The following is a 26,558-nucleotide window of genomic DNA, read 5'->3' as shown; positions in this document are numbered from 1 at the left end:
TTCACCCAAGAAAGAAACACGGATGCGCAAGAACCTGCCAGTCTCGTCGAACGAGTACGTCATCAAGGACCGCCGGCCCCTCGTATCGATGACCGACCTGAAGGGGCGGATCACCTACGTCAACCCGCGTTTCGTCGAGGTCAGTGGCTTTTCGGAGGAGGAGCTGCTCGGTTCCCCGCACAACGTGGTGCGCCACCCGGACATGCCGCCGGCCGCATTCGCCGACCTGTGGGCCACCCTGAAGGCCGGCCAGCAATGGAGCGGCATGGTCAAGAACCGCCGCAAGAACGGCGACTTCTACTGGGTGCATGCAAACGTGTCGCCAGTGTTCGAGAACGGGCGCGTGGTGGCGTACATGTCGGTGCGCACCGCGCCCGCCGCGGCCCAGGTGGCGCAGGCGCAGGCGCTGTACCAGGGGATCGCGGCCGGCACTGCCAGGGTGCGCATCAGCCAGGGCGAAGCCGTGCCGCTGGGCCTGCAAGGCCTGCCGGCACGCGTGCGCGCCTGGCCGATCGGTGCCTGGCTCGGCGCGGGGCTGGCCGTGCTCGGGGCGCTGTTTGTCGGGCTTGCAGCGGCGGGCGGCATGCGCACGGGGATACTGGCCGGCGCCGCGCTCGGCCTGCTCCTGTGCCTGGCGATGGCGCTCTGGGTCCGCGCCGCCATCGTCGCGCCGCTGCGCCATGCGCTGGACGCGGCCCGGGTGATGGCCGGGGGCGACCTGACTGTCCAGGTCCACGTGCGCGGGGGCGGCGAAATCGGCCAGCTGATGCGTACCTTGCGCCAGATGAGTTCAAACCTGGTGGCGGCGGTGGGAGACGTGCACGCCAACGTGATCGGGATGCGCAGCGCCACCGCCGAGATCGCGGCCGGCAACGCCGACCTGGCAGCGCGCACCGAAGCCCAGGCAGCCAGGCTGGAGGAAACCGCGTCGTCGGTCGAGCAGCTGGCCGCGGCGGTGGCCAGCAATGCCGAGCACGCGCGCCAGGCGAACCAGCTCGCATCGCTGGCCAGCGAGGTGGCGGAGCAGGGCAGCGGCGCGGTTGCGCGCGTGGTCGACACGATGCGCGATATCGACGAGTCGTCGCGCCGCATCGCCGATATCACTTCGCTCATCGACGGCATCGCATTCCAGACCAACCTGCTGGCGCTGAACGCGGCTGTCGAGGCGGCGCGCGCGGGCGAACTGGGCAAAGGCTTTGCCGTCGTTGCCACCGAGGTGCGCGCGCTCGCCCAGCGCAGCGCCGCGGCGGCGCAGGAAATCAAGACCCTGGTGGACGACTCGCTCGCGCGGGTGCGCGACGGCGCCGGGCAGGCCGGGCAGGCCCGGCAGACCATGGGCGACCTCCTCGAGCGCACGCGCCAGGTGGCCGGCATCGTCGACGAAATCGCGCAGGCCAATGCGCAGCAGAGCGCCGGGATCGCCATGGTCAACAAGGCGGTGCATGAGCTCGACCGGATCACGCACCAGAACGCGGCGCTGGTGGTGCAAGCCGCCACGGCCGCCAGGGCGCTCGAGCGCGACGCCGCCGGGACGGCGCGGGCAGTGGGGCTGTTCAAGCTGGCGGCGTGAGTGGCGCGGCGATGCGCGCGACCACGGTGCTGGCCATCGTCGATGACGACGAGGCGTTCGCCCGGGCGCTGCGACGCGTGCTTGGCGCCTACGGCTATGCCACGGTCCATTTCCCGTCCGGCACCGACCTGGTCGCGGCGGGAGACGGCGCCTGCTTCGCTTGCCTGGTGATCGACATCGAGCTCGGTCCCCTGTCCGGCTTCGACCTGTACCGATTCCTGCGCGATCGCGGACGCGCGCCACCGGCGGTATTCGTCACCGGGCAGGGTTGCCCGGCCTACCTGCGCGAAGCGCTGGCACTGGGCTGCCTCGCGTATCTCGAAAAACCGTTCGAATCGGCTGACCTGCTGCGCGTGCTGGACCATCTGGCCTGATCGCGCGCCAGCAGCAGCCGCAAGTTTTTTTCATTCTGGAGAAGAGCATGTTTAAGAACACAACGATCAAGGCGAGGCTCATGTTCGTGATCGCCACCCTGTCGGTGCTGATGGTGATCGTCGGCGGCGCCGGGCTATCGGGCATCAAGGATACGAACGCCGCGCTGGAAACCGTGTACGGGGACCGCCTGGTGGCGCTGGGCGACTTGAATACCTTCAGCCGTAACACCCTGCGCGGCGAACAGGTGATGCTCAAGATGCTGGTCGGCGACGCGGCCATCGTCGATGCCGACCTGGACGCGGTCGAGAAAGGCTTTGCCAACGCCGAGAAGGCCTGGGCCCACTATCGCTCCACGCAGATGGCCGGGGACGAGGCAGCCACTGCACAGGAGTTCGACCAGGCGCTCGGTCCCTATCTTGCGCAAGGTGTCCGGCCATTGATCGCCGCGCTCAGGGCGCGCGACATCGAGCAGGCCAGGGGCATCGTGCGCGGCGCGCTGACCGAGCGCTTCAAGGTGCTGGGCCAGCCGATGAACAAACTGACCCAGTTGCAGATCGACGTGGCGGCGGCTGAATTTGCCCGCTCCCAGCAGCGTTACGCCGTGCTGCGCAACGTGTCGATCGCGCTGATCTGCGCCGGCCTGGCGCTGGGCGCGGCGATCGGCTTCTGGCTGGTGCGCAGCATCACGGTGCCGCTGGACCGCGCGGTGGCGGTCGCGAAGGCGGTTGCCGCCGGCGACCTTACCCAGCGCATCGAGACCGAAACGAACAACGAAACCGGGCAGCTGCTGCGGGCGCTGCACGACATGAACGAAGGCTTGCGGCGGATCGTGGACGAGGTGCGTGGCGGCACCGAGGCAATCACCACCGCCTCGCAGGAGATCGCCAGCGGCAACCTGGACCTGTCCTCGCGCACCGAGCAGCAGGCGTCCAGCCTGGAAGAAACCGCGTCGGCGATGGAAGAGCTGACTTCCACCGTCCAGCAGAACGCCGATAACGCGCGCCACGCCAACCAGCTGGTGCTGGCGGCATCGGGTTACGCGAGCGACGGCGGGGCGGCGATGGGCGACGTGGTGGCGATGATGCAGGCGATTCGCGAGAGCTCGCGCAAAATCGGCGAGATCATCGGCGTCATCGACGGCATCGCGTTCCAGACCAACATCCTGGCGCTCAATGCCGCAGTGGAGGCGGCGCGTGCCGGCGAACAGGGGCGCGGCTTTGCGGTGGTTGCGGGCGAGGTGCGCAACCTGGCCCAGCGCAGCGCGGCTGCGGCCAAGGAAATCAAGACACTGATCCAGGGTTCGGTGGAGCAGGTCGATGCCGGCGGCAAGATCGTCGACCGTGCGGGGGCGACGATGGAACGGATCGTCACCTCGATCAAGCAGGTTGCCGACATCGCGGGCGAGATCACGTCGGCCAGCGAGGAGCAGGGCGCCGGCATCGGCCAGATCAACGAGGCGATCGTGCAGATGGACCAGGTGACCCAGCAGAACGCGGCGCTGGTGGAAGAAGCCGCGGCCGCCGCGGCCAGCCTGCAGGACCAGGCTGTCGCGTTGGCCGGGACGGTGGCAGTGTTCCGGACGGGGCACGAGGCGCGTGCCGCAGCGGCGGCGCGCTCGCTGCCGGCCCTGGCCCACGCCGCCTGAGCCGCTAGCGCGCCGCCAGCTGGCCGGCGATGTGCACCAGCTCGGCGACCGAGCGCACGCCCAGCTTGTCCATGATGGACCGGCGATGGGCCTTGACCGTGCGTTCGGTGTTGCCCAGCCTGTCGGCCACCTGCTTGTTGAGCGCACCGGTGATCAGGAGCTCGAATACTTCGCGCTCGCGCGCCGTCAGGCTGTCAAAGCGGCGCGCCAGCGCGCGCCGGTGCGAGAGCGCGCCCGCCTGCTGGCGGTAGCGCGCCAGGGCCCGCTCGATCGCGTCGATCAGCGGCTCGACTTCCACCGGCTTGCACAGGAAGTCCTCGGCGCCGGCCTTGATGGTTCGCACCGAGGTGGCGATGTCGCCTTGCCCGGTAAGGAATACGATGGGCAGCAGGCAGTTTGCCAGTCCCAGGCGTTCCTGCAGTTCCACGCCGCTCATGCCCGGCATGTCGACATCGAGCAGGATGCAGCCGCCGCGCTCGTCGTCCAGTGTGGCCAGGAAGGCCGACGCGCTGTCGTAGGTGTGCACGGTGTAGCCGGCGGCGCCGAGCAGGCGCGCCAGCGCTGCCCGTATCGATGCGTCGTCCTCGACGATGTGGACGGTGCGACTGTGTTCCATCTAGTTACCTCGTTTCGTGCTGCCTGCCTGCGCAAGGGGCAGCGAAAAGCTGACCTCGGCGCCGAACGGGGACAAGTTGCGAGCCTGGATGCGCCCGCCGTGCTCGCGCACGATCGCCGCCGTGATCGCCAGCCCCAGTCCGCTGCCATGCTCCTTGGTGGTGATGAAGCTGTCGAATACCTGGCCGATGTCGCCGGCAAAGCCGGGGCCGCGGTCGGTCACGTGCAGCCTGATCCAGCCGCCCTGCTGTCCCGGCTCGTCGGCGCGGATTTCGACCACCCGTTCCGGCGGGGGCAGGGCGTCCATCGCGTCCATCGCATTGATCACCAGGTTGATCAGCACCTGCTGCAGCTGGACCGGGTCGCCCTGCACCGGCAAGGCCAGGTCGGGCATCGCCGTGCGCAGCGTGGCCTGGCGCATGCGCACTTCCGGGGCAATGAAGGTGGCCGCGTCGCTCACCACGTGGCGCATGTCGACCGGCACCGCCACCTGGTCGGTGCGCTTGAGCATGCCGCGCATGCGCCGGATGATCTCGGCGGCGCGCCGGTCGTCCCGCTTGATATCGGCCAGCGCCTCGCGCGCTTGCGCCAGTTTGGGCGGGTCGGCGCGCAGGAACAGTTCGCTCGCCTCGGCATTGCTCATGATGGCCGCCAGCGGCTGGTTCAGCTCATGCGCGATCGCGGCCGAATACACCATCGCGCTGGCGCCGCGGTTCAGGTGCGCCAGCTGCGACAGGCGCTGGCGCGATTCGGCCACCGCGCGCTCGCGGCGCGTGCGCTCGAACAGCAGGGCCAGGATCAGGAGGCTGAGCGTGACGATCAGGGCCGCGGTGCCGAGGATCTCGCCGCGGTAGCGTTCCCATTCGGTGGGTTCGCGGTAGAGGATCGTGGTGGCTGGTGGCAGCTGCCCCGGGTCCACCTTCCAGCGATCGAGGGCGCGCGCGTCGACCACCGGCCCGAAGCTGCGCCGGCGCAGCGGGATCGAGGACGGGGCCTCGCCTTTGAGCAGGCGTGCCATATCCCGCGCGCCGTAGCGTCCCAGCGCGGCCGAATCGATGCCGGCGCCGCCCACCGCGCCGGTGCCCACGAACGCGGCGTAGTCGACGAACACCGGCCGGTTCGCGCGCTGCAGCGCCAGGTTGAGGGCGAGGTAGGGATCGAAGCGGCGCCCGGTGCCGTCGAGGGTGTAGGTCTGGTGGTAGATGACGGCGTCGTCGGGCAGGCGCGAGATCGCCTGGCGCACCTGCTCCACGGGCAGGCCGCGCAGGTCGATCAGCTGGTAGCGCGCGGTCAGTGCCTGCAGTTCGTCGGCCATGCCGGGCCGGTAGGTGTCGCGCCCCGCCGGGTTGGCCACCAGCGCCACCTTGCGGGTCCGGGGGAACAGCTGGCCGATCAGGAACGCGGTGTCCGGCAGCGACAGCACCACGGTCTGGCCGGTCACGTTGGGCGGCAGCGTCATGTCCCTGACGACTTTGTCGTTGGCGCTCACAAAGTAGGTCGGCACCTCGGGCCACAGTCGCTCCGACATCAGGTAGCGCAGGGCCGGGCTGCCGGCCACCATCACCGCGTCGAACTGGACGTCGCGGTATTTGTAGCGAAGCCAGCGGGTCAGCTCGCGGCGGTATTGCGGCGAGTCGAACTGGGGCAGGTCCAGGTTCTCGCTGTAGAGCAGAACCGCGTTGGGCAGCTGGCGATCGAGCTCTTCCCGAAAGCCGCGGTACAGCGCCGTGTAGTAGGCATTGGAAGGCGCCTCGGCAATCAGGCAAAGCACGGCTTTCTGGCTGGGCGCCGCGGCCAGGGCGCTGCGGGCAAAGGTAAGCAGGAACACGGTCGCGAGCCAGGCCACACGGCGCGACCGAATGGTTACCATCGAAAAAACACTCCCTAACGCAAGAGAACGGATGCTTGGACGCGTAATGACAGCGCCGCTCGAAGTGTTGTATCAAACTACTTGTCGGAACGCAAGGTCGAAGTGGGGGAGACGATGCCGGAAGGCGTGGCCAATCGTGCCCGCGGCGCGAAGATGTCAAATGCTTAATGACGCAATTGCAATAATTCGACAAGCATGGCCGTAGCGGCTAAACTACCGCCAACTTCAAGAATTGCCGCAAAGGAGAGAAGATGAGTTGGTTGGAAAAGCTGCTGCCCCCCCGGATCCAGCGCTCCGATGCTGCCCACCGCAAGTCGATGCCCGAGGGGCTGTGGGTCAAGTGCCCGTCGTGCGAGGCGGTCCTGTACCGCGCCGACCTGGAGTCGAACCAGCACGTGTGCCCCAAGTGCAGCCACCACATGCGCATCCGTTCGCGCGAGCGCCTGGACGCGCTGCTCGACGAAGGCGGCCGCTATGAAATCGGCCAGGAGACGCTGCCGGTCGACACGCTCAAGTTCAAGGACAGCAAGAAGTACCCCGACCGCCTCAAGCAGGCGATGGACGCCACCGGCGAAACCGACGCGATGGTGGTCATGGGCGGCGCGATCATGAGCCTGCCCGTGGTCGTGGCCTGCTTCGAATTCGAATTCATGGGCGGCTCGATGGGCTCGGTGGTCGGCGAGCGCTTCGTGCGCGGCGCCCAGACCGCGCTCGAGCAAAAGGTGCCGTTCATCTGCATCACCGCCACCGGCGGCGCGCGCATGCAGGAAGGCCTGCTGTCGCTGATGCAGATGGCAAAGACCACCTCGATGCTGACCAAGCTGTCCGAAAAGCGCCTGCCGTTCATCAGCGTGCTCACCGACCCGACCATGGGCGGCGTGTCCGCGTCGTTTGCCTTCATGGGCGACGTCGTGATCGCCGAACCGAAAGCGCTGATCGGCTTTGCCGGCCCGCGCGTGATCGAGAACACCGTGCGCGAAAAGCTGCCCGAAGGCTTCCAGCGCGCAGAGTTCCTGCTGACCAAGGGCGCGATCGACATGATCGTGGACCGCCGCAAGATGCGCGAAGAGATCGCGCGCCTGCTGGCGCTGCTGCAGAACCAGTCGGCCGAAGTCGTCGCTTAAACAGTCTGTCCCCCCGGTGCGGACCCTGGTGTCCGCACCGTGCGCCCCCAAGGCGCCTCTCCACCAATCACATCCCATGCAAAACCTCCCGACCACCTTGCCCGACTGGCTGGCGCTGCTCGAGTCGCGCCATGCCGAAACCCACATCGACATGGGGCTTGACCGCGTGCGTGCCGTGAAGGAGCGCATGCAGCTCGCGTTCAAGTGCCCGGTGATCATGGTCGCCGGCACCAACGGCAAGGGCTCGACCTGCGCCATGCTCGAAGCGATGCTGCTGCAGTCGGGCTACCGCGTTGGCCTGTATATCAAGCCGCACTTTTTGGCTTTCAACGAGCGCGCGCGCCTGAACGGCGAGAACGCCAGCGACGAGCAGCTGGTCGCCGCCTTTAACGCGGTGGAAAGCGTGCGCGGCGAGGTCTCGCTCACCTACTTCGAATTCACCACGCTGGCGATCATGCACCTGCTCTCGAAGGCGCCGATCGACGTGGCGATCCTCGAAGTGGGCCTGGGCGGCCGGCTGGACGCGGTCAACGTGGTCGATGCGGACGTGGCCGTGGTCACCAGCATCGACATCGACCACAAGGAATACCTGGGCGAGACGCGCGAGGAGATCGGGCTGGAGAAGGCCGGCATCTTCAGGCCGGGCAAGCCCGCCATCTGCAGCGACCCGATGCCGCCCAAGTCGCTCATCAAGCACGCCGAGGACATCGGCGCCGACCTGTGGCTGCTCGGGCGCGACTTCAACTACCAGGGCGACAAGCAGCAATGGGGCTACGCCGGACGCGCGCAGCGCCGCAATTCGCTGGCCTACCCGGCCCTGCGCGGCGCCAACCAGCTGCTCAACGCCTCGGCCGCGCTGGCCGCGCTGGAAGCGCTGCGCCTGCAGCTGCCATGCGGCGCGCAGGAAGTGCGCGCGGGCCTGGCGCTGGTCGAACTGCCGGGCCGCTTCCAGGTGCTGCCAGGCCGGCCGGCGATCGTGTACGACGTGGCCCACAACCCGCACGCGGCCGCGGCGCTGGCCCAGAACCTGGGGAACATGGGCTTTCATCCGTTCACCTACGCGGTCTTCGGCATCATGCAGGACAAGGACATCGACGCCGTGGTCGCGCCGCTGGCGCAGTACGTGGACCACTGGTGCGTGACCGACCTGCCGTCGCCGCGTTCGGCCAATGCCGCGGAGCTGGCGCACAAGCTGCAGTCGCTGCGTCCGGCCGGGGCCAAGGACGACGAATTTTCGGCCAAAGCCTTCGCCAACCCGGGCGAAGCTTTTGCCGATGCGATGAGCCGGGCTAAAGAGGGTGATAGAATTGTGGTCTTTGGATCTTTCTATACAGTCGCCGGTGTGATGGCGGCCCGAAAAAACTCTCTACACTGACCTGACAATCGCATGGGCTTGTTCTCGTTCCTGGGCAAAAAGAACCAAGACAGCAGCGCCGAAGTTAGTGGCCGTTTTTCCCGCGCCGACGACGAATTCGCCGAGCGCGCCCGCGCCAAGCGGGCCTCGCACGCGGGCGGCGCCGCCCGCCGTGCCGGTGCCGACGATCCCGTGCTCCCCGAGAAAAAGCGTGCGCGCCGCCGCCTGGTAGGCGCCATCGCGCTGGCGCTGGCCGCCGCCGTGGGCCTGCCGATGCTGCTCGATTCCGAACCCAGGCCGCTTGCCGGCGACATCGCGATCCAGATTCCGTCCAAGGACAAGGCAGCGCCGCTGCCGATGCCGGCCGAGCCTTCCGCCTCGGCCACTGTGGCCGCAAGCCAGAGCGTGGACAAGGGCGAGGAGGTGCTCGACGCGCCACCGCCCAAGCCGGCGCCCGAGCCCAAGCCGGCGGTCCCGCCAGTGGAGGCCGCGCGCAAGGTCGCGGAGGTGCAGGCTGCGCCGGCCAAGACCGAGGCGCCCAAGCCCGAGGCCGCGCCCAAGCCGGCCGAGCGTGCCAAGGCCGAGCCACCCAAGCCAGAACACAAGGACAAGGCGGCCAAGCCCGAACCCAAGCTTGACGCCAAGGACAAGCCAGCGAAGAAGGAAGACAAGGCAGCGCCGCAGGATGCCGTGCGCGCCATGGCCATCCTCGAAGGCAAGGAAGACGCCAAGGCGCACGAGGCCGGCCAGAAGTTCGTGATGCAGGTGGCCGCGCTGGGCAACCAGGAGAAGGCCGCCGAGCTGCAGGCCAAGCTGCGCGAAGCCGGCATCCGCTCGTTCACGGAAAAGTACCATGAGCTGATCCGCGTGAAGGTGGGCCCGTACACGCGCGAGGAAGCGGAAAAGGTGCGCGCCAAGCTGGGCAAGCTCGGGTTGAGCGGCGCGCTGTCGCCGGCATGATGGGAACGGTTGGCGCGGCGTGACGATTTTTGACTACGTAGTCTTGTTCGTGCTGGTCTCGTCGGTGATCATCAGCACGCTGCGCGGCCTGGTGAAGGAAATCCTTTCGCTGCTGGGCTGGGTGGTCGCCTTCGTGCTGGCCAACGCCTATGGCGCGAAGCTCGCCCCCATGTTGCCTGGCATGATCCCGGGCGAGTCGGTGCGGCTGATCGTTGCCTTTATTGCGCTGTTCATCGGCGTGCGAATTTTGATGGGCCTGCTGAGCCTTGCGATTGCTGCGCTGGTGACCGCCACCGGCCTGTCGCTGGCCGACCGCGGGCTGGGCGGATTGTTTGGCCTGGCGCGCGGGATTGTAATCGTGCTCGCGGGCGTCATATTGTGCGGGATGACTTCCATCCCCCAACAGGCTTTCTGGAAGAACGCGCTGCTCTCGCCCATGGCCGAGACCGGCGCGCGCACTGTCAAACCCTTTCTTCCTGCTGCGCTGGCGCAGCATGTACAGTTTTGAAAATTTCTGCATCTTTGCAGTCCTGTTTTTAGGAGCGCACCATGTGTGGCATCGTCGGCGTCGTTTCGCACACCCCCGTCAACCAGCTCTTGTATGACGCGTTGCTGCTGCTGCAGCACCGCGGCCAGGATGCGGCTGGTATCGCAACCAACCACAGCAGCATGTTCTCGATGTACAAGGCCAACGGCCTGGTGCGCGACGTGTTCCGCACCCGGAACATGCGTTCGCTGGCCGGCAACTCGGGCATCGGCCACTGCCGCTACCCGACCGCAGGCTCGTCCAGCGAGGAAGAAGCCCAGCCGTTCTACGTGAACGCGCCGTTCGGCATCACCCTCGCGCACAACGGCAACCTGACCAACCAGGCCGAGCTCAAGGACGAGATGTTCCGCAAGGACCGCCGTCACATCAACACCGATTCGGATTCCGAGGTGCTGCTCAACGTGCTAGCGCACGAGCTGCAGGAAGCCTCCACCGGCTTCACGCTCGACGTGGACGCCGTGTTCAAGGCGGTCGCCATGGTGCACCGCCGCGCCCGTGGCGCCTACGCGGTGGTGGCGCAGATTTCAGGCCATGGCCTCTTGGCGTTCCGCGACCCGTTCGGCATCCGCCCGCTGTGCATCGGCGTGAACGAGACCGAGGACGGCCCGGAGTACCTGGTGGCCAGCGAATCGGTTGCGCTCGAAGGCCTGGGTTTCCGCTTCATGCGCGACATCGCGCCGGGCGAGGCGGTGTTCATCGATAACGACCGCCAGCTGCACGCGCGCCAGTGCGCCGACAACCCGTCGCTCAACCCCTGCGTGTTCGAATACGTGTACCTGGCGCGCCCGGACTCGGTGATCGACGGCGCCTCGGTGTACGCGACCCGCCTGCGCATGGGCGAGTACCTGGCCGAGAAGATCCGCAAGGAGATCCCGGCCGAAGAAATCGATGTGGTCATGCCGATCCCCGATTCCTCGCGCCCGGCCGCGATCCAGCTCGCGCTCAAGCTGGGCGTGGAGTACCGCGAAGGCTTCATCAAGAACCGCTACATCGGCCGCACCTTCATCATGCCGGGCCAGGGCCAGCGCCGCAAATCGGTGCGCCAGAAGCTCAACGCCATCCCGTCCGAGTTCAAGGGCAAGAACGTGCTGCTGGTGGACGACTCGATCGTGCGCGGCACCACCAGCCGCGAGATCGTGCAGATGGCGCGTGAAGCCGGCGCGCGCAAGGTGATCTTCGCCTCGGCCGCGCCGCCGGTGATCTTCCCGAACGTGTACGGCATCGACATGCCGACCCGCGACGAGCTGATCGCCTACGGCCGCACGGTGGAAGAGGTGTGCAAGGAAATCACCGCCGACCATCTTGTGTACCAGGACCTGGACGCGCTCAAGCGCTCGATCTCGGACGTGAACCCGGCACTCACGAGCTTCGAGGCCTCGTGCTTCGACGGCGTGTACATCACCGGGGACGTGACGCCGGAGTACCTCGACAACGTCGAGCAGGCGCGCCACAACCCCAAGAGCAAGCCGGTGGTCGAGGACGCAGCGCGCAACCAGCTCGCGCTGAACCCTCCCGTCGCCGCCGAATAACCCGTAGGGTGGGCACTTGTGCCCACGCGTGACGTTTGCACATCGTTGGCGCGTGGGACCCCCCCACCCGCCAACGCAAACGACACGCCATGAACAACACCAAACACTACGGCTTCACCACCACCATCCTGCACAACGACCGCCGCAAGCCGATCGAGCAGGGCTCGCTGCACAAACCCATCCACACCTCAGTCACCTTCGGCTACGGCGACGCGCGCCAGCTCGCCTCGGTCTTCCAGGGCAAGGAGCCGGGCTTCCGCTACGGCCGCCAGGGCAACCCGACCGTGGCCGCGCTCGAGGACAAGGTCACGAAGATGGAAGACGGCGTGGCCACCATCTGCTTTGCCACCGGCATGGGTGCAATCGGCGCGCTGTTCCAGGCGCTGCTCAAGGCGGGCGACCACATCGTTTCGTCCAGCTTCCTGTTCGGGAATACCAACAGCCTGTGGAACACGGCGGCGGGGCAGGGCGTGGACGTGTCCTTCGTGGACGCGACCGATGTGGCCAACGTGGAGGCCGCGCTCAAGCCCAACACGCGCTTCGTGTTCGTCGAGACCATCGCCAACCCGCGCACCCAGGTGGCCGACCTGGCGCGCATCGGTGCGCTGTGCCGCGAGCGCGGCGTGCTGTTCGTGGTGGATAACACCATGACCACCCCGTACCTGTTCCGTCCCAAGAACGTGGGCGCGGGCCTGGTGGTCAACGCGCTGACCAAGTCGATCGCCGGCCACGGCATCGCACTGGGCGGCGCGCTCACCGACACCGGCCTGTTCGACTGGGCCGCCTACCCGAACATCGCTCCCAACTTCCGCAAGCTGGCCCCAAGCGCGCAAGGCATGGCGCAGGTGCGCGCCAAGGCGCTGCGCGACTTTGGCGCGTCGCTCGGGCCGGAAGCGGCGCACCACATCGCGGTGGGCGCCGAGACGCTGGCCCTGCGCATGGAGCGCACCTGCGCCAACGCGCTGGCCCTGGCCACCATGCTGGAAGCCGACGAGCGCGTCGCCGCCGTGCATTACCCGGGCCTGGCATCGCACCCGCAGCACCAGGTCGCATCCGAACTGTTCCGCGCACCGGGCTCGCTGTTCTCGTTCGAGCTTCGCGAAGACATCGACTGCTTCGACTACCTGAACCGGCTCAAGCTGGGCATCCCGGCGTCGAACCTGGGCGACACGCGCACGCTGGTGATCCCGGTGGCGCACACGATCTTCTTCGAGATGGGGCCGGAGCGCCGCGCCAGCATGGGCATCGCCGAATCCCTGATCCGCGTTTCGGTGGGTATCGAGGATACGGCCGACCTGCTGGACGACTTCGGCAGCGCGCTGGACGGCGCCGCCTGATTGCGGGTGCCGGGGCGGCAAATTTCATAAATTTGTAACGCCTCTTGCAACATTTTTGCGCACGAATAGTATCTGTAGCATTGCAACCACTCGTCAGGAACAGCAATGCGACAATACCTCTTCTGCCTCGCCATGGCGGTGTGCGGCGCCGCCATGGCCGATGATCTGGCCGACGTCAACAAGCTGCTCGAATCGAAGTCCTACCCGCAAGCGGTGGCGATGCTGACCCGGATGTCCGACGCCGGCAACGCCGGCGCGCAGCTGCGCCTCGGCCAGATGTACTGGTACGGCGAGGGCGTGGCGGTGGACCGCCCCAGGGCCGACGCGCTGTTTGCCAAGGCTGCGGCGGCGGGCAACAAGGAGGCGCAGTCCGCCGTCGGCATGACGGGGGCGCGCCAGCAGCACCTAGGCGACATCAACTACTGGACCAGCACTTACGACGGCGCCGACCTGGCCAGCGGCCAGTTCGACTGCAAGGCGCCGGCGGTGCCGGCCAGGTCGACGACCAACCAGGAGATCAAGGCCACCACCGACGCTGTCAATGCGTGGAAGGCCTGCTACAACGGCTTCGTCAAGAACCTGAACGATGTTTACCCGGTTGGCAAGCGCATTCCCGGCGAGATTGCGGACCTGATGACTGATGCCGAGATGGAGCAGGCCAAGCGCCGCCTGACCGAGGTGTACGCTCGCGTGGGCGACAAGGCCAAGGTGTCCGCAGAGGCCACGCTCACCGCCTTCGACAACTGGCAGAAGGCGACCGAGGACTGGGTGCGCCAGCAGAACCTGGAAACGGCCCAGCGCCTGCGCGAAGCGGAGCTGGCGCGCGACAACGTCAACCGCAACATGCCGCAGCCGCCGAAGACGGTGATCGTCAAATAGCACTGCGGTTGAGCAGGGCGCGCCAATCTTGTTATCATCGAGCGCATCGTTCACTACCTGTGCCCGTACCGTGAAGAAGACCGCCCTGTTTTGCCTGTCCCTGTTCCTGTGCGGCGCCGCGCTGGCCGACGAGCTGGCCGATGCCAACGCGCTGTTCGCCAAAAAAGAGTACGCGCAAGCGCTGCAGAAGTACACGAAGCTGGCCAACGCCGGCAACGTCGAGGCGCAGCAGCACTTGGGCGAGATGTACTGGTACGGCGAGGCCGGCGCGGTGGACGAAGCCAGGGCGCAAGGCTGGTTCACGAAGGCCGCCGCCAAGGGTAACGCGGTGGCCATCGCCTCGCTTGAGGTGATGAAGCAGCGCGTCGCGCGCCGCGCCGACATCGACTACTGGATCAGCAAGTACGACGGCTCGGAGCTGCGCTCCGGCCAGTATCGCTGCCCCGCGCCGCGTATCCCGGCCATGTCCAAGCTGAACGACGAGATCGAGCGCGTCGGCGCGAGCGTGCAGGCCTGGCAGGACTGCTACAACCGCTTCGTCGAGCACCTGAACGAGGTGTCGCCGCTGACCAAGCTGATTCCGGCCGACGTTTCCAAGCTGATGAACAAGCAGGAGATGGAGCAGGCGACCGCGCACCTGGCGCTGGTGCACGACAACGTGGCGGAGGGGGCCAAAGTGTCGGCCAAGCTGGTGCTGGCGGACTTTGCGGCGTGGCGCAGCGCCACCGAGGCCTATGTGGCCGAGCACAACGAGATCGTGAAGGGCGGCCCGTCCGAACAGCGCCAGCGCGACATCGACGCGCGCAAGAACAACTACGCGCCGGCCGGGAAGTAAGCGCAGGGGAACGTCGTCCCGGCGAAGGCCGGGACCCATGCCGAGCGTGCGTTGTACGCCGCAACGGCCGCGAGCCGATCATACTCAGCATGGACCCCGGCTTTCGCCGGGGCGACGGTGTTCAGGCGTAGAAGCCGTAAGGGTGCCGCCAGCCGGGCAGGGCGGCGATGCGCTCGAGCCAGGCCTGCACGGCTGCCGGCACGGTGACCTGCGCCTGGTCGGCGAAATACAGGTAGCCGCACAGCGAACAATCGGCCACCGTCGGCGTGTCGCCAAGGATGAAGGCGCGGCCGTCGCTGAACTCCTGGCCCAGGCGCGCGATGTCGGCGTCAAAGCGCTGGCGCAGCATGGCCAGCACTGCCGGTTCCGCCGGCTCGAAGCGCGTGTGCCAGCGCAGGTTCGGCAGCGAAAAGCCGATCCGGTTCGCTTCCCAGAACAGCCACTCGCGCACGCGCGCCAGGCGCTCTTCCGATTCGCCGCCAAGCCGGCGCGTGTGGCCGGCCAGGTGCAGCAGGATGGCGTTGGACTGCACGTAGGGCTGGCCGTCGTGCACCAGGAGCGGCACCTCGCCGTATTTGGCCAGGCGGCGAAATGGCTCGGGACGCGCCTCGCGCGGTGTGCCGACGACGTCGATCTCTTCGAAACCATGGTCGATGCCGGCGAGCGCCAGCGCCAGGCGCACCTTGTAGGTGTGGCCCGACTCGCGGTTGCCGAAGAGGGTGATCCCGGCCAAGCTCAGTTCCAGGTGCGCATCAGGCCAACGGCCAGGCCCTCGAGCGCAAAGCCGTCTTCGGGCGTGACCTTGATGATCTTGAAGTCCGGGTTCTCGGGCAGAAGCTCGATCAGCTCGCCGGTGCGGCGGTAGCGCTTGACGGTGACGTCGTCACCCAGGCGCGCGACCACGATCTGGCCGTTCTTGGCCGTGTCCACCTTTTTCACCGCAAGCAGGTCGCCGTCGTTGATGCCGGCGTCGCGCATCGACCAGCCGCGCACCTTCAGCAAGAAGTCGGGCTTGGCCGAGAACATGGCCGGGTCCACGCTGTAGGTGGTCTCGACATGTTCCTGCGCCAGGATCGGCGAGCCGGCGGCCACGCGGCCCACCAGAGGCAGCGACATCATCATCACTTGCGGGTGCACCGGCGCCGGCTCGGGCGTGCCGACCAGGCGAATGCCGCGCGAGGTGCCGGGCGAGATTTCGATGGCGCCCTTGCGCGCCAGCGCCTGCAGGTGTTCCTCGGCCGCGTTGGCCGACTTGAAGCCCAGCTCGGCCGCGATCTCGGCGCGGGTCGGGGGAAAGCCGGTGTTCTCGATCGCCTCGCGGATGAGGTTGAGGATCTGTTCTTGCCTTGCGGTGAGCTTGAGCATGGGTGTGCGGCCGGGTTGTATAAACAGACTGGATTTTTATACAGTATTTCGGCCAGCGCAAGGGGAAATGTGGATTTTTTTGTGTTTTTTGTTGTCGAGGTGGCTCTGCTCCCCCTTGGCCCGGACATTTCCCCCGTCGTCCCCGCGCAGGCGGGGACCCATGGAAGGTTTGCAGAATCTTGAGCAGAATGCATTGGGCTTCGTGATAATTATCGACAACGCAACTGGTCTATGGGGCCCCGCCTGCGCGGGGACGACGTACGAAGGCGGGTGGTCAATGGTTGGCTTGGCGACCTATTTTGGGTTATAATCGCGGGCTTACCCCTTCCCACACTCGTCTTGACGCCGAGGTGGGCATTTGTTTAAACGTCCTTAAGGAGTGTTTCATGCGTCATTATGAAATCGTTTTTATCGTCCACCCGGACCAGAGCGAGCAAGTCCCGGCGATGATCGAGCGTTACAAGGCCACCGTGTCCTCGCGTGGCGGTAACATCCATCGCGTCGAAGACTGGGGCCGTCGCCAGATGGCTTACCCGATCCAGAAGCTGCCGAAAGCGCACTACATCTGCATGAACATCGAATGCGACAACGAGACCCTGGTCGAGCTGGAAACCGCATTCAAATTCAATGATGCCGTGCTGCGTCACCTGACCGTTAAGATGAAGAAGGCTGAAACCACTCCGTCGCCGATGATGAAATCGGTGCAGCGCGAAGACGCAGCCAAGAGCCACCGCGAGCAAGCTGCCGCTGCTCCGGCCGCCGCGGCCTAAGCCAAAGGATTCGTGAACGGGCTTTGAACCAGTTCCAGTTCACCGGCACCATCCTCGAGCGCGACATACTGCGCTACTCCCCGGCCGGCGTGCCGATTGTGTCAGCCACCCTGGCGCACAGTTCGCAGCAGGTGGAAGCAGGAGGAACGAGGCTGGTCGAGTTCGAGATCACCGCGCTTGCCGCGGGCGAGATTTCGGGCCGGTTCAGCCGGGCGGAATTGGGAGCAGCCCTGCAGTTCACGGGATTTTTGGCCAGGAAGAACCGCAACAGCAAAGCCCTGGTGTTTCACATCATTGATTTCAGTGCAGCGGCCTAAGGCCGGCACATTTTAGATACAGGAGCCTCGAAATGGCATTCGGTAAAAAGTTCGACAAAAACAAAGCTAAAGAAAAACTGAAGCGCAAACAGCAGAACCCGCTGTTCAAGCGCAAGAAATTCTGCCGCTTCACCGCCGCTGGCGTTGAGCAAGTGGATTACAAGGACGTCGACACCCTGAAGGACTTCATCCAGGAAAACGGCAAGATCATGCCGGCACGCCTGACCGGTACCAAGGCGCACTACCAGCGTCAAGTGGACACCGCCATCAAGCGCGCCCGTTACCTGGCCCTGCTGCCGTACACCGACCTGCACCACGCTTGATACGGTCGTCGACTAGATAATCCTGGAGAAAAATATGCAAGTCATTCTGTTGGAAAAAGTTGTTAACGTCGGCAACCTGGGCGACGTGGTCAAGGTCAAGGACGGTTATGCACGTAACTTCTTGATCCCGCAAAAGATGGCCCGCCGCGCGACCGAGTCCGCTGTGGCCGAGTTCGAAGCACGCCGCGCCGAGCTGGAAAAAGCTGCCGCTGAAAAGCTGGCTGCTGCCCAGGCACAAGGCGACAAGCTGACCGGCATGACCGTCACCATCGCCCAGAAAGCTGGCGTGGACGGCCGCCTGTTCGGCTCCGTGACCAACTTCGACATCGCTGAAGCCCTGACCAAGCAAGGCTTCCCGGTCGAGAAGGCTGCGATCCGCATGCCGACCGGCCCGCTGAAGACGACCGGCGAGCACCCGGTTGCCGTGGCACTGCACACCGACGTCGTGGTCGAGATCACCATCTCCGTCGTTGGCGAAGCTGCCTAAGCTGAGCGTTACGCATCAAGCAAAAAGCCGGGTTCGTCCCGGCTTTTTGTTTTTTCGGCTCGCAGCTCACGCACGTCGTCCCCGCGCAGGCGGGGACGACGTAAAAAACAACAAAGCCGCAAAATGCCGCGGCTTTGTTGTTTTTTACGTCGTTTTTATTGCCAAAAAAAACTATCTCCCGCGTTCAGCCTGCCATCCGGAGCAGGTATAATGCCGCCCATATGAACGCCCCCGCATCTGATCCGCAAATCGAAGCGCTGCGCGTCCCGCCGCACTCCATCGAAGCAGAGCAGTCCGTCATCGGCGGTTTGCTGCGCGATAACGCTGCCTGGGACCGCATCGCCGACTTCATGCATGCGGAAGACTTCTACCGCTACGACCACCGTATCATCTTCGAGCAGATGGTTCGCCTGATCAACTCGGGCAAGCCGGCCGACGTGATCACCGTGTACGAAGCGCTGGTGCAGCTGGGCAAGGCCGAGGAAGTCGGCGGCCTGCAGTACCTGAACGCGATGGCGCAGAACACGCCGTCCGCCGCCAACATCCGCCGCTATGCCGAGATCGTGCGCGACCGCGGCGTGCTGCGCCAGCTGATCACCGTGGCCGACGAGGTCTCGGCCAAGGCCTTCAACCCGCAAGGCGCCGAGGTCAAGCAGATCCTGGACGAAGCCGAATCGCGCATCTTCGCGATCGCCGAGCAGGGCGCGCGCGGGGCCCAGGGCTGGCTGCCGGTGCAGCCGCTGCTCACCCAGGTGGTCGAGCGCATCGACGAGCTGTACTCGCGCGAGAACCAGGGCGAGATCACCGGCGTGCCGACCGGCTTCATCGACCTGGACCGCATGACCTCCGGCCTGCAGCCGGGCGACCTGGTGATCGTGGCCGGGCGTCCGTCGATGGGCAAGACCGCGTTCTCGGTGAACATCGGCGAGAACGTCGCGGTCGAAGCCGGCCTGCCGGTGGCGATCTTCTCGATGGAGATGGGCGGCGCCCAGCTGGCCATGCGTATGCTCGGCTCGATCGGCCAGCTCGACCAGCACCGCCTGCGAACCGGCAAGCTGATCGACGAGGACTGGCCGCGCCTGACGCACGCCATCCAGAAGATGAACGACTGCCAGATCTTCATCGACGAGACGCCGGCGCTGAACCCGATCGAAATGCGCGCCCGCGCGCGCCGCCTGGCGCGCCAGTGCGGCAAGCTGGGCCTGATCATCGTCGACTACCTGCAGCTGATGCAGGGTTCCAAGCCGGGCGACAACCGTGCGTCGGAGATCTCGGAGATCTCGCGTAGCCTGAAGGGCCTGGCCAAGGAGCTGGGCTGCCCGGTGATCGCGCTGTCGCAGCTGAACCGCTCGCTGGAACAACGCCCCAACAAACGACCCGTCATGTCCGACCTGCGCGAATCGGGCGCTATCGAACAGGACGCGGACGTGATCATCTTCCTGTATCGTGACGAGGTTTACAACCCGGACTCGCCCGATAAGGGAACGGCCGAGATCATCATCGGCAAACAACGTAACGGCCCGATTGGTGCGGTGCGCCTGACATGGATGGGCATGTACACCAAGTTCGGCAACTACAGCGGCAACCTCGCCATCTACCAAGGCGACTAAGTCGCAAGCTGACCTTCGGGAACGCCTCGGGGGTTCGCTGGCCCAAGAGAGTTTTACAAACGGAGAATAAAAGATGTTTGGACGCCTGATGCCCACCGAGGGCAAGTTCTTTGACCTGTTCAACCAGCACGCGGCATTGTGCGTGAAGGGTGCGCAGGAGATGGTCGGCCTGATGACCAACTTCGACGACCTGGAAAACCGCACCCACGCGGTGGAGAGCGTTGAGAAGCAGGCGGACAAGATCACCTACGCCACCGTCGAGCTGCTGCACAAGACCTTCATCACGCCGATCGACCGCGACGACATCCACAAGCTGATCACGCGCATGGACGACATCCTGGACATGATGGAGGACGCGGCGCAGACCATTTCGCTGTACGACCTGCAGGCCGTGACGCCGGAAGCCAAGCGCCTGGCCGAGCTGTGCCTGGCCTGCTGCGAGAAGGTGCAGTCGGCCGTGGGCATGCTGCACAACATGGACAACGCCTCGCGCATCGTGGCCATCTGCGAAGAGATCGACCGCCTGGAGTCGGACGCCGACCACGTGATGCGCGCGGCCATGTCCAAGCTGTTCCGCGACGAGCCGGACGTGCGCAATCTGATCAAGATGAAGGCGATCTACGAGATCCTGGAAACCGTGACCGACCGCTGCGAGGATGTTGCCAACATCATCGAAGGCATCATCGTCGAAAACGCGTAAGCGGAAGGACCTATGCACACCATCCAACTGAGCATTTACGTGCTCATGCTACTGGTCGGCCTTGCGCTTATTTTCGACTTCATGAACGGCTTCCACGACGCCGCCAACGCGATCGCGACGGTGGTGTCCACGGGCGTGCTCAAGCCGCAGACGGCGGTGGCGATGTCGGCGCTGTTCAACTTTGTCGCGATCTTCACCGTCGGCCTGCACGTGGCGGCCACGGTGGGCAAGGGCACGGTCGATCCCAACATCGTGGACCATTACGTCGTGTTCGGGGCGCTGGTCGGGGCGATCATCTGGAACGTCATCACCTGGTACTACGGCATCCCGTCGTCGTCGTCGCACGCGCTGATCGGCGGCCTGGTGGGCGCGGCCGTGGCCAAGAGCGGCACCGGCGCGCTCAAGGGCGACGGCCTGCTCAAGACTGTCGAATTCATCGTGATCTCGCCGCTGATGGGCTTCGTGCTCGGCTCGATCGTGATGCTGATCGTGTCGTGGGTGTTCGTCAAAACCCCGCCGCGCAAGGTCGATACCTGGTTCCGCCGCCTGCAGCTGTTCTCGGCCGCGGCCTACAGCCTGGGCCACGGCGGCAACGATGCGCAAAAGACCATCGGCATCATCTGGATGCTGCTGATCGCGGCCGGCATCACCGCGCAGACGGCGTCGGCGCCGCCGATCTGGGTCGTGGTCTCGTGCTACACGGCGATGAGCCTTGGCACCCTGTTCGGCGGCTGGCGCATCGTCAAGACCATGGGCCAGAAGATCACCAAGCTCAAACCCGTCGGCGGCTTCTGCGCCGAGGCGGGTGGCGCGGCCACGCTGTTCATCGCCACCGCGATGGGCGCACCGGTTTCCACCACCCACACCATCACCGGCGCGATCGTCGGCGTCGGCTCGGCGCAGCGCGCATCGGCCGTGCGCTGGGGCGTGGCGGGCACCATCGTGTGGGCGTGGGTCTTCACCATTCCGGCGTCGGCGTTCATGGCGGCGATTGCGTGGTGGGTCGGGAAGCACGTGCTGTAAGCGCAGCGCGAACGCATGCAAAAAAAGCCGGGCATGCCCGGCTTTTTTCATTGTTACCGCTCGAACGTCGTCCCCGCGGAGGCGGGGACCCATGCTGAGCCAACCGGCCTGCGGCCTTCGATGTTTCGACGGCGCTGGCGGTCTATGGGTCCCGGCCTGCGCCGGGACGACGGTTTTATGGTTAGCGGCTACGCTCCGCTGTCAGCACTACTTGATGCAGACCTGCCTCACCATCTTGATGTCGGTGAACCCGCCCAGCACCTTCTCGATGCCGTCCATCTTCAGTGTCAGCATGCCGTCTTCCAGTGCGGCGGCGAGCAGGGCGGCCACGCGGCTGTGCTCGACCAGCAGCTTCTTGACGCGCTCGGTGCCGATCATCAGTTCGTGCAGGCCGATGCGGCCCCTGTAGCCCTTGTTGCACTCCGGGCAGCCTACCGCGCGGTACAGGGTGAACTTGCCCTCGCCGTCGGCGTAGCGTTCCTTCCATCCCGCCAGCACCTGCGCGCGCGCGGCCTGCGGGTCGGTCTTGAATGCCTCGGTGGCCTTGAGCTCTTCGCAAAACTCGGCCAGCAGCAGGTTCACCTCTTCTTCGTTCGGGTGGTAGGCCTGCTTGCAGCTGCCGCACAGGCGCTTGGCCAGGCGCTGCGCCAGGATGCCCAAGAGCGCATCGGCAAAGTTGAACGGGTCCATGCCCATGTCCAGCAGGCGCATGATCGACTCGGGTGCGCTGTTGGTGTGCAGGGTCGCGAACACCAGGTGGCCGGTGAGCGACGCCTCGATGCCGGTGCTGACGGTCTCCTTGTCGCGCATCTCGCCGACCATGATGATGTCCGGGTCGGCACGCAGGAAGGCGCGCATCACGCTGGCGAAATCGAGCCCCGCCTTGCGGTTGACCTGCACCTGGCGCAGGCCCTTTTGCGTGATCTCGACCGGATCTTCCGCGGTCCAGATCTTGGTCTCGGGCGTGTTCAGGTAATTCAGGATCGAGTGCAGCGTCGTGGTCTTGCCCGAGCCGGTGGGCCCGCAGACGAAGAAAAGGCCGTAGGGCTTTTCGATGGTCGCCTTCAGCCGCTCCAGGTTATACGGCAGCACGCCCAGCTTTTCTAACGGGATCGGCTCGCCGGCCGCCAGGATACGCATCACCACGTCCTCGACGCCGCCGGCCGACGGAATGGTCGCCACCCGCAGCTCGATGTCGAGCGGGCCGTACTTCTTGAACTTGATCTTGCCGTCCTGGGGCTTGCGGCGCTCCGAGATGTCGAGGTCACACATGATCTTGATGCGCGCGACCAGCGCGTTGCGGTAGCTGGCCGGGATCTCGATGTAGGGCACCAGCGAACCATCCTTGCGAAAGCGGATGCCGGTCTTGCCCTTGCCGGGCAGCGGCTCGATGTGGATGTCCGATACGCCCTGGCGGTAGGCGTCCATGATGACCTTGTTGAGCAGCTTGACCAGCTCGTTCTCGACTGCTTCCGACACCTCGGCCGGGGCGTCGCCGCCTTCGTCGTCGTCCTCCAGGCCCGACAGCAGCTCGCTCACCGAGCCGCCGTCGCCCGCGCCGACGCCGAAGAACTGGCCCACGGTCTGGTCGAATTCGGCGCGCGTGGTCACGCGGAACACGATCTTCGATTTCGGGAAGATCTGGCTGACGATGCGGCTCGCGCCCACCCGCTCGGGGTCCAGCGCCATGACCACCAGCCCGTCCTTGCCATCCTCCAGCGGCAGCCACTGGTTCTCTTCGACGTATTGCGCCTTCAGGTTGCGCAGCAGGTCCACCGGCTTGACCCGGTCGGGCCGGAACGGCTCGTAGGGCACCATGAAGAACTTGGACAGCGACTGGCCGATCGCCGAGAGCTTGACGTGGTAGTCCTCGACCAGCACCTCTTCGATGTCCCGGTCGCGGTCGCGCGCGGCGCGGGTGGCCTGTTCCAGTTCGGCGGCCGAGAGCACCGCTTCGAGCACCAGCGCGTCGTACTTGCTGCGCACGCGCTGCGGCTTCATGCGCTGGTTCAGCGCCACCGACAGCGTATCGCACAGCTGCTTCAGGCCTTCCAGCGCGACCGCCGGGAACGGGCCGCCGCCCAGGTGGTTGATGAACTGGACCACGCCCAGCAGCTCGCCGGACGGCTGGGCCACCAGCGGGGCGACCAGCATTTCGCGCGTACGGTAGCCGGTGCGCTGGTCCACGCCGCGCTGGAACTGCAGTTCGGGCGAAATGCGTTTCAGTTCCGCCTCGTCGTACACGTCCACGATGTTGATGGTCTGGCGCGACTGCGCGACCCAGCCGGCGATCGAGCTGCTCGAAATCGGCAGGCGCAGGTCGCGGAACGACGACAGGCCGGTCTTGACCTTGGAGACGATGTGGTCGCGTTCGGGCGTGACCGCGTACAGGGTGAACCTGTCGCAGCTGAACAGGTCGCAGAAGTCGCGGCCCAGGTCGAGCATGATCTCGTCCAGGTTGCCGGTGGCGTGGATGCGCGTGGTGACCGCCTGCAGCTTGCGCAGGAAGGCCAGCCGCTGGTCGGTGTCCCCGCCTTGTGGCATGGTGGTGACGGGTGCGTTCATTTACAGCTCTACCTCCAGTCCTTCGTAGGCCAGCACGACCTTCAGGCCCGCGGGCAGCTTGTGGCGCGCGAGGGCGGTGGCGAAGGCCGCTTCCAGTTCGTCGTCGCTGCGGGTGGGCTCGTGATGGGTGCAGTACAGCGCCTTGGCGCCCACCCGCGCGGCCATCTGCAGCGCCGCGTCGAAGGTGCCGTGGCCCCAGCCTTCGTGCGCCGGATACTCTTCGGCCGTGTACGAGCAGTCCACGATCAGCGCGTCCACGCCGGCCATGGCCGCGTCGATGGCCTGCTGGCGCGCTTGCGCGTGGTGCTCGAATTCGTCGTGGCGCGCATCGCCTGGTGCGTGCGGGTTGATGAAGAACGGCTCGTGGTCGCCGGTGAAGAACAGCGACTTGCCGTTGCAGCTGATGCGGTAGCCCAGGTTGGTGACCGGGTGGTTCATCAGCACGTTGTCCACCACTGCGTCGCCCACCGTGACCGCTTCGCCGCAGGCGATGGTGCGGTATTCGAGCGTGGCGTCGAGCTGGGTTTCGCTGACCGGGAAGTAGCTGTTCTGGAGCTGTACGCCCATCACGTGCTCGATGCCGTTGCCGGTCACGTCGTCGTGCGCGCCGTACAGGCGCACCCGGCTGCCCTTGACGAACAGCGGGGTAAAGAAGGGCAGGCCGTGGATGTGGTCCCAGTGGCTGTGGGTGATGAAGATGTTGGCCTTGACCGGCAGCCGGCTCAGCAAGTGCTGGCCCAGCCCGAACAGGCCCGTGCCGCCGTCGAGGATGATCAGGGTGCCGTCGTCGGTGCCTACTTCGATGCAGGTCGTATTGCCGCCGTAGCGAGCGGTGCGCGGACCGGGGGACGGGATCGAACCGCGCACCCCCCAGAAGCGGAATTTCATCAGTCATCCCCCCGGGCTTGGATAAGTTTTTTTATATTCAGAGGCTTACGCGCGGCCGTGCCCGCCGCGTCCAGCACGGGCGATGATAGCGGGTTTGTGTCCATATAGCTCCAAAAATTGCATTTTTTTATCGAACAGTGTACACGCGGGCGCATCGCCGTTACACTTGAGAAATTACAACAAAGCAACGATTTTTGGCCAGCCCGACACCATGCAAGAGCTGACTCCCGCCCAGGTCGCGCAGCGCCTGCACCTGCTTACCGAGCTGTCGGTCTCGCTGGGCAATGGCGCCGACACCGGCGAACTGCTTGACCGCATCCTGCAGGTGGCCAAGGGCATGACCGACGCCGACGGCGGCACCTTGTACCGCCCGAGCGAGGACGGCAAGAGCCTGTGCTTCCACATCTCGATCAACGACAGCCTGGAGATCTACCAGGGCGGCGCCAGCGGAAACCCGATCGACATCGCCCCGGTGCCGCTGGCCGACGCCAACGGCGCGCCGAACCTGGCCTCGGTGGCTGCCTACGCCGCCAACACGCGCCAGTCGGTGAACATCGAGGACGTGTACGAGACCGACCTGTTCAACTTCTCGGGCATGCGCGCGTTCGACAAGACCTTCGGCTACCACTCCAAGTCGTTCCTGACGGTGCCGATGGCGAATCACGAGGGCGAGCTGGTCGGGGTGCTTCAGCTGATTAACGCCAAGGACCCGCAGACCGGCGCGATACGCCCGTTTTCCAGCACCGACCAGCGCTTCATCGAGGCCCTGGCGGCGCAGGCCGCGGTGGCGCTGACCAACCAGCAGCTCATCAACCAGCTCGAACAGCTGTTCGAATCGCTGGTCAACCTGATCAACATCTGCATCGATGAAAAGAGCCCGTACACCGGGCGCCACTGCCAGTTCGTTCCCGAGCTGACCATGATGCTGGCCGAGGCCGCGCACCAGACCGGCGACGGGCCGCTCGCGCAGTTCCGCATGAGCGACGCCGACCGCAAGGAGCTGTGGCTGGCGGGCCTGCTGCACGATTGCGGCAAGCTGGTCACGCCGGTGCACGTGGTGGACAAGGCGACCAAGCTGGAGACGATCTTCGACCGCATCCACCTGGTCGATACGCGCTTTGAGGTACTGCTGCGCGACGCCGAGATCCGCGCGCTGCGCCGCAAGTGCGAGCCGGGCGCGGACATCGTCGCGATCGACCTGGCGCTGGCGCAGGAGCAGGCCAGCATTCGCGAGGACCGCGACTTTTTGCGCCGCGCGAACGTGGGCGGGGAGGGCATGTCGCCAGCCGACCAGGAGCGCGTGCGCGAGATTGCGGCCCGGCGCTGGGTGGGGCCGGACGGCATCGAGCGCGACCTGCTCGACGGCGACGAGGTGGCCAACCTGACCGTGCGCTTTGGCACCCTGACCGAGGAAGAGCGCAAGATCATCAACAACCACATCGTGGTCACGATCCGCATGCTCGAATCGCTGCCCTGGCCCAAGCACCTGAAGAACGTGCCCGAGTACGCCGGCGGCCACCACGAGCGCATGGATGGCAAGGGCTACCCGCGCGGGCTGAAGGCCGAGCAGATGTCGGTGCAGGCGCGCGTGATGGCCATTGCCGACATTTTCGAAGCGCTGACCGCCAAGGACCGGCCCTACAAGAAGGGCAAGCTGCTGTCGGAATCGCTGCGCATCATGGGCAATTTTGCCCTGAACGGCCACATCGACCCGGACCTGTTCGACATTTTCATCCGGCGCAAGGTGTACCTTGAATTCGCGCGCCAGAACATGGAGCCGCACCAGGTGGACGAGATCGACGAAAGCCTGATCCCGGGGTACCGGCCGTGAAGTTGGTCGTGGCCGGAAGGCTTCGCGCAGGGGCGACGT

General features: G+C 65.8%; 25 protein-coding genes. 19 read left to right on the top strand and 6 right to left on the bottom strand.

Translation table 11 applies throughout. The annotated features are described in order from the left end of the window. Window positions 1–22 precede the first annotated feature (22 nt). From NX774_RS04815 to NX774_RS04805, 3 genes are read left to right on the top strand one after another with little or no spacing between them, the layout of a single operon-like run. A complete protein-coding gene (locus tag NX774_RS04815) occupies window positions 23–1,570 on the top strand; it encodes a methyl-accepting chemotaxis protein (protein ID WP_258821016.1) in 1,548 nt (515 codons plus the stop codon). Window positions 1,571–1,581: 11 nt separating this feature from the next. Then, window positions 1,582–1,944, top strand: a complete 363-nt coding sequence (locus NX774_RS04810; protein ID WP_258821015.1) for a response regulator transcription factor — start codon at window positions 1,582–1,584, stop codon at window positions 1,942–1,944. Between the two features lie 47 nt (window positions 1,945–1,991). Continuing rightward, window positions 1,992–3,590 carry a methyl-accepting chemotaxis protein gene (locus NX774_RS04805; protein ID WP_258821014.1) on the top strand — a complete coding sequence of 533 codons (1,599 nt, stop codon included), beginning with the start codon at window positions 1,992–1,994 and terminating at the stop codon, window positions 3,588–3,590. Window positions 3,591–3,594: 4 nt separating this feature from the next. On the opposite strand, the gene NX774_RS04800 is transcribed toward NX774_RS04805, so the two are convergent. Together NX774_RS04800 and NX774_RS04795 are read right to left on the bottom strand one after the other, a co-directional pair. Beyond that, window positions 3,595–4,206 (bottom strand): response regulator transcription factor, encoded by a 612-nt coding sequence (locus NX774_RS04800; protein WP_258821013.1) that lies wholly within the window; start codon window positions 4,204–4,206, stop codon window positions 3,595–3,597. Further along, window positions 4,207–6,075, bottom strand: a complete 1,869-nt coding sequence (locus tag NX774_RS04795; protein ID WP_258821012.1) for a sensor histidine kinase — start codon at window positions 6,073–6,075, stop codon at window positions 4,207–4,209. A 251-nt stretch (window positions 6,076–6,326) separates the two neighbouring features. Between NX774_RS04795 and accD the strand changes: the two genes are divergently transcribed. The 8 genes from accD to NX774_RS04755 all read left to right on the top strand — a co-directional run bounded on the left by accD (window position 6,327) and on the right by NX774_RS04755 (window position 14,640). Then, a complete protein-coding gene (accD, locus tag NX774_RS04790; RefSeq protein ID WP_258821011.1) occupies window positions 6,327–7,199 on the top strand; it encodes an acetyl-CoA carboxylase, carboxyltransferase subunit beta in 873 nt (290 codons plus the stop codon). Window positions 7,200–7,275: 76 nt separating this feature from the next. Then, window positions 7,276–8,574, top strand: coding sequence for a bifunctional tetrahydrofolate synthase/dihydrofolate synthase (gene folC / locus NX774_RS04785; protein ID WP_258821010.1), 1,299 nt, complete (start codon window positions 7,276–7,278; stop codon window positions 8,572–8,574). A gap of 12 nt (window positions 8,575–8,586) precedes the next feature. Continuing rightward, window positions 8,587–9,513 carry an SPOR domain-containing protein gene (locus NX774_RS04780; RefSeq protein ID WP_258821009.1) on the top strand — a complete coding sequence of 309 codons (927 nt, stop codon included), beginning with the start codon at window positions 8,587–8,589 and terminating at the stop codon, window positions 9,511–9,513. 19 nt (window positions 9,514–9,532) lie between these two features. After that, the gene (locus NX774_RS04775; protein ID WP_258821008.1) at window positions 9,533–10,021 is read left to right on the top strand and encodes a CvpA family protein; all 489 of its coding nucleotides are present in this window, start codon (window positions 9,533–9,535) and stop codon (window positions 10,019–10,021) included. A 41-nt stretch (window positions 10,022–10,062) separates the two neighbouring features. Then, complete coding sequence (purF, locus tag NX774_RS04770; protein ID WP_258821007.1) at window positions 10,063–11,589, top strand: amidophosphoribosyltransferase; 1,527 nt, start codon at window positions 10,063–10,065, stop codon at window positions 11,587–11,589. A gap of 89 nt (window positions 11,590–11,678) precedes the next feature. Continuing rightward, complete coding sequence (locus NX774_RS04765; RefSeq protein WP_258821006.1) at window positions 11,679–12,926, top strand: cystathionine gamma-synthase family protein; 1,248 nt, start codon at window positions 11,679–11,681, stop codon at window positions 12,924–12,926. 105 nt (window positions 12,927–13,031) lie between these two features. After that, window positions 13,032–13,805 carry an SEL1-like repeat protein gene (locus NX774_RS04760; protein WP_258821005.1) on the top strand — a complete coding sequence of 258 codons (774 nt, stop codon included), beginning with the start codon at window positions 13,032–13,034 and terminating at the stop codon, window positions 13,803–13,805. Between the two features lie 70 nt (window positions 13,806–13,875). Then, window positions 13,876–14,640 carry a tetratricopeptide repeat protein gene (locus NX774_RS04755; protein WP_258821004.1) on the top strand — a complete coding sequence of 255 codons (765 nt, stop codon included), beginning with the start codon at window positions 13,876–13,878 and terminating at the stop codon, window positions 14,638–14,640. A gap of 121 nt (window positions 14,641–14,761) precedes the next feature. On the opposite strand, the gene NX774_RS04750 is transcribed toward NX774_RS04755, so the two are convergent. Together NX774_RS04750 and lexA are read right to left on the bottom strand one after the other, a co-directional pair. Next, window positions 14,762–15,373 (bottom strand): glutathione S-transferase family protein, encoded by a 612-nt coding sequence (locus NX774_RS04750; RefSeq protein WP_258821003.1) that lies wholly within the window; start codon window positions 15,371–15,373, stop codon window positions 14,762–14,764. 2 nt (window positions 15,374–15,375) lie between these two features. Beyond that, the gene (gene lexA, locus NX774_RS04745; RefSeq protein WP_258821002.1) at window positions 15,376–16,005 is read right to left on the bottom strand and encodes a transcriptional repressor LexA; all 630 of its coding nucleotides are present in this window, start codon (window positions 16,003–16,005) and stop codon (window positions 15,376–15,378) included. A gap of 386 nt (window positions 16,006–16,391) precedes the next feature. Between lexA and rpsF the strand changes: the two genes are divergently transcribed. The 7 genes from rpsF to NX774_RS04710 all read left to right on the top strand — a co-directional run bounded on the left by rpsF (window position 16,392) and on the right by NX774_RS04710 (window position 21,235). Further along, window positions 16,392–16,775 (top strand): 30S ribosomal protein S6, encoded by a 384-nt coding sequence (gene rpsF, locus NX774_RS04740; RefSeq protein WP_258821001.1) that lies wholly within the window; start codon window positions 16,392–16,394, stop codon window positions 16,773–16,775. Window positions 16,776–16,798: 23 nt separating this feature from the next. Next, window positions 16,799–17,092: a primosomal replication protein N gene (priB, locus tag NX774_RS04735; protein ID WP_258821000.1), complete on the top strand. Its 294-nt coding sequence runs from the start codon at window positions 16,799–16,801 to the stop codon at window positions 17,090–17,092. 32 nt (window positions 17,093–17,124) lie between these two features. After that, on the top strand, window positions 17,125–17,415 hold the full coding sequence (rpsR, locus tag NX774_RS04730) for a 30S ribosomal protein S18 (protein WP_258820999.1): 291 nt from the start codon (window positions 17,125–17,127) through the stop codon (window positions 17,413–17,415). 34 nt (window positions 17,416–17,449) lie between these two features. Next, window positions 17,450–17,902, top strand: a complete 453-nt coding sequence (rplI, locus tag NX774_RS04725; RefSeq protein WP_258820998.1) for a 50S ribosomal protein L9 — start codon at window positions 17,450–17,452, stop codon at window positions 17,900–17,902. Between the two features lie 221 nt (window positions 17,903–18,123). Beyond that, a complete protein-coding gene (locus NX774_RS04720) occupies window positions 18,124–19,512 on the top strand; it encodes a replicative DNA helicase (RefSeq protein WP_258820997.1) in 1,389 nt (462 codons plus the stop codon). Window positions 19,513–19,585: 73 nt separating this feature from the next. After that, window positions 19,586–20,212, top strand: a complete 627-nt coding sequence (locus tag NX774_RS04715) for a DUF47 domain-containing protein (RefSeq protein ID WP_258820996.1) — start codon at window positions 19,586–19,588, stop codon at window positions 20,210–20,212. 12 nt (window positions 20,213–20,224) lie between these two features. Then, window positions 20,225–21,235, top strand: coding sequence for an inorganic phosphate transporter (locus NX774_RS04710; RefSeq protein ID WP_258820995.1), 1,011 nt, complete (start codon window positions 20,225–20,227; stop codon window positions 21,233–21,235). A 207-nt stretch (window positions 21,236–21,442) separates the two neighbouring features. Here the strand turns inward: NX774_RS04710 and NX774_RS04705 are convergent, their stop codons facing one another. Then, entirely contained in the window at window positions 21,443–23,800 is a 2,358-nt protein-coding gene (locus tag NX774_RS04705) for a GspE/PulE family protein (protein ID WP_258820994.1), read from the bottom strand. Continuing rightward, window positions 23,801–24,688, bottom strand: a complete 888-nt coding sequence (locus NX774_RS04700; protein ID WP_258820993.1) for an MBL fold metallo-hydrolase — start codon at window positions 24,686–24,688, stop codon at window positions 23,801–23,803. It lies immediately after the preceding gene. Window positions 24,689–24,899: 211 nt separating this feature from the next. Here NX774_RS04700 and NX774_RS04695 point away from each other — a divergent pair, with 211 nt between their 5' ends. After that, window positions 24,900–26,519: an HD family phosphohydrolase gene (locus NX774_RS04695; RefSeq protein ID WP_258820992.1), complete on the top strand. Its 1,620-nt coding sequence runs from the start codon at window positions 24,900–24,902 to the stop codon at window positions 26,517–26,519. Window positions 26,520–26,558 lie beyond the last annotated feature (39 nt).

The sequence above is a fragment of the Massilia agilis genome, assembly GCF_024756255.1.
GTDB lineage: Bacteria > Pseudomonadota > Gammaproteobacteria > Burkholderiales > Burkholderiaceae_D > Telluria > Telluria agilis.
This window is presented reverse-complemented; position numbering and strand designations above follow the sequence as displayed.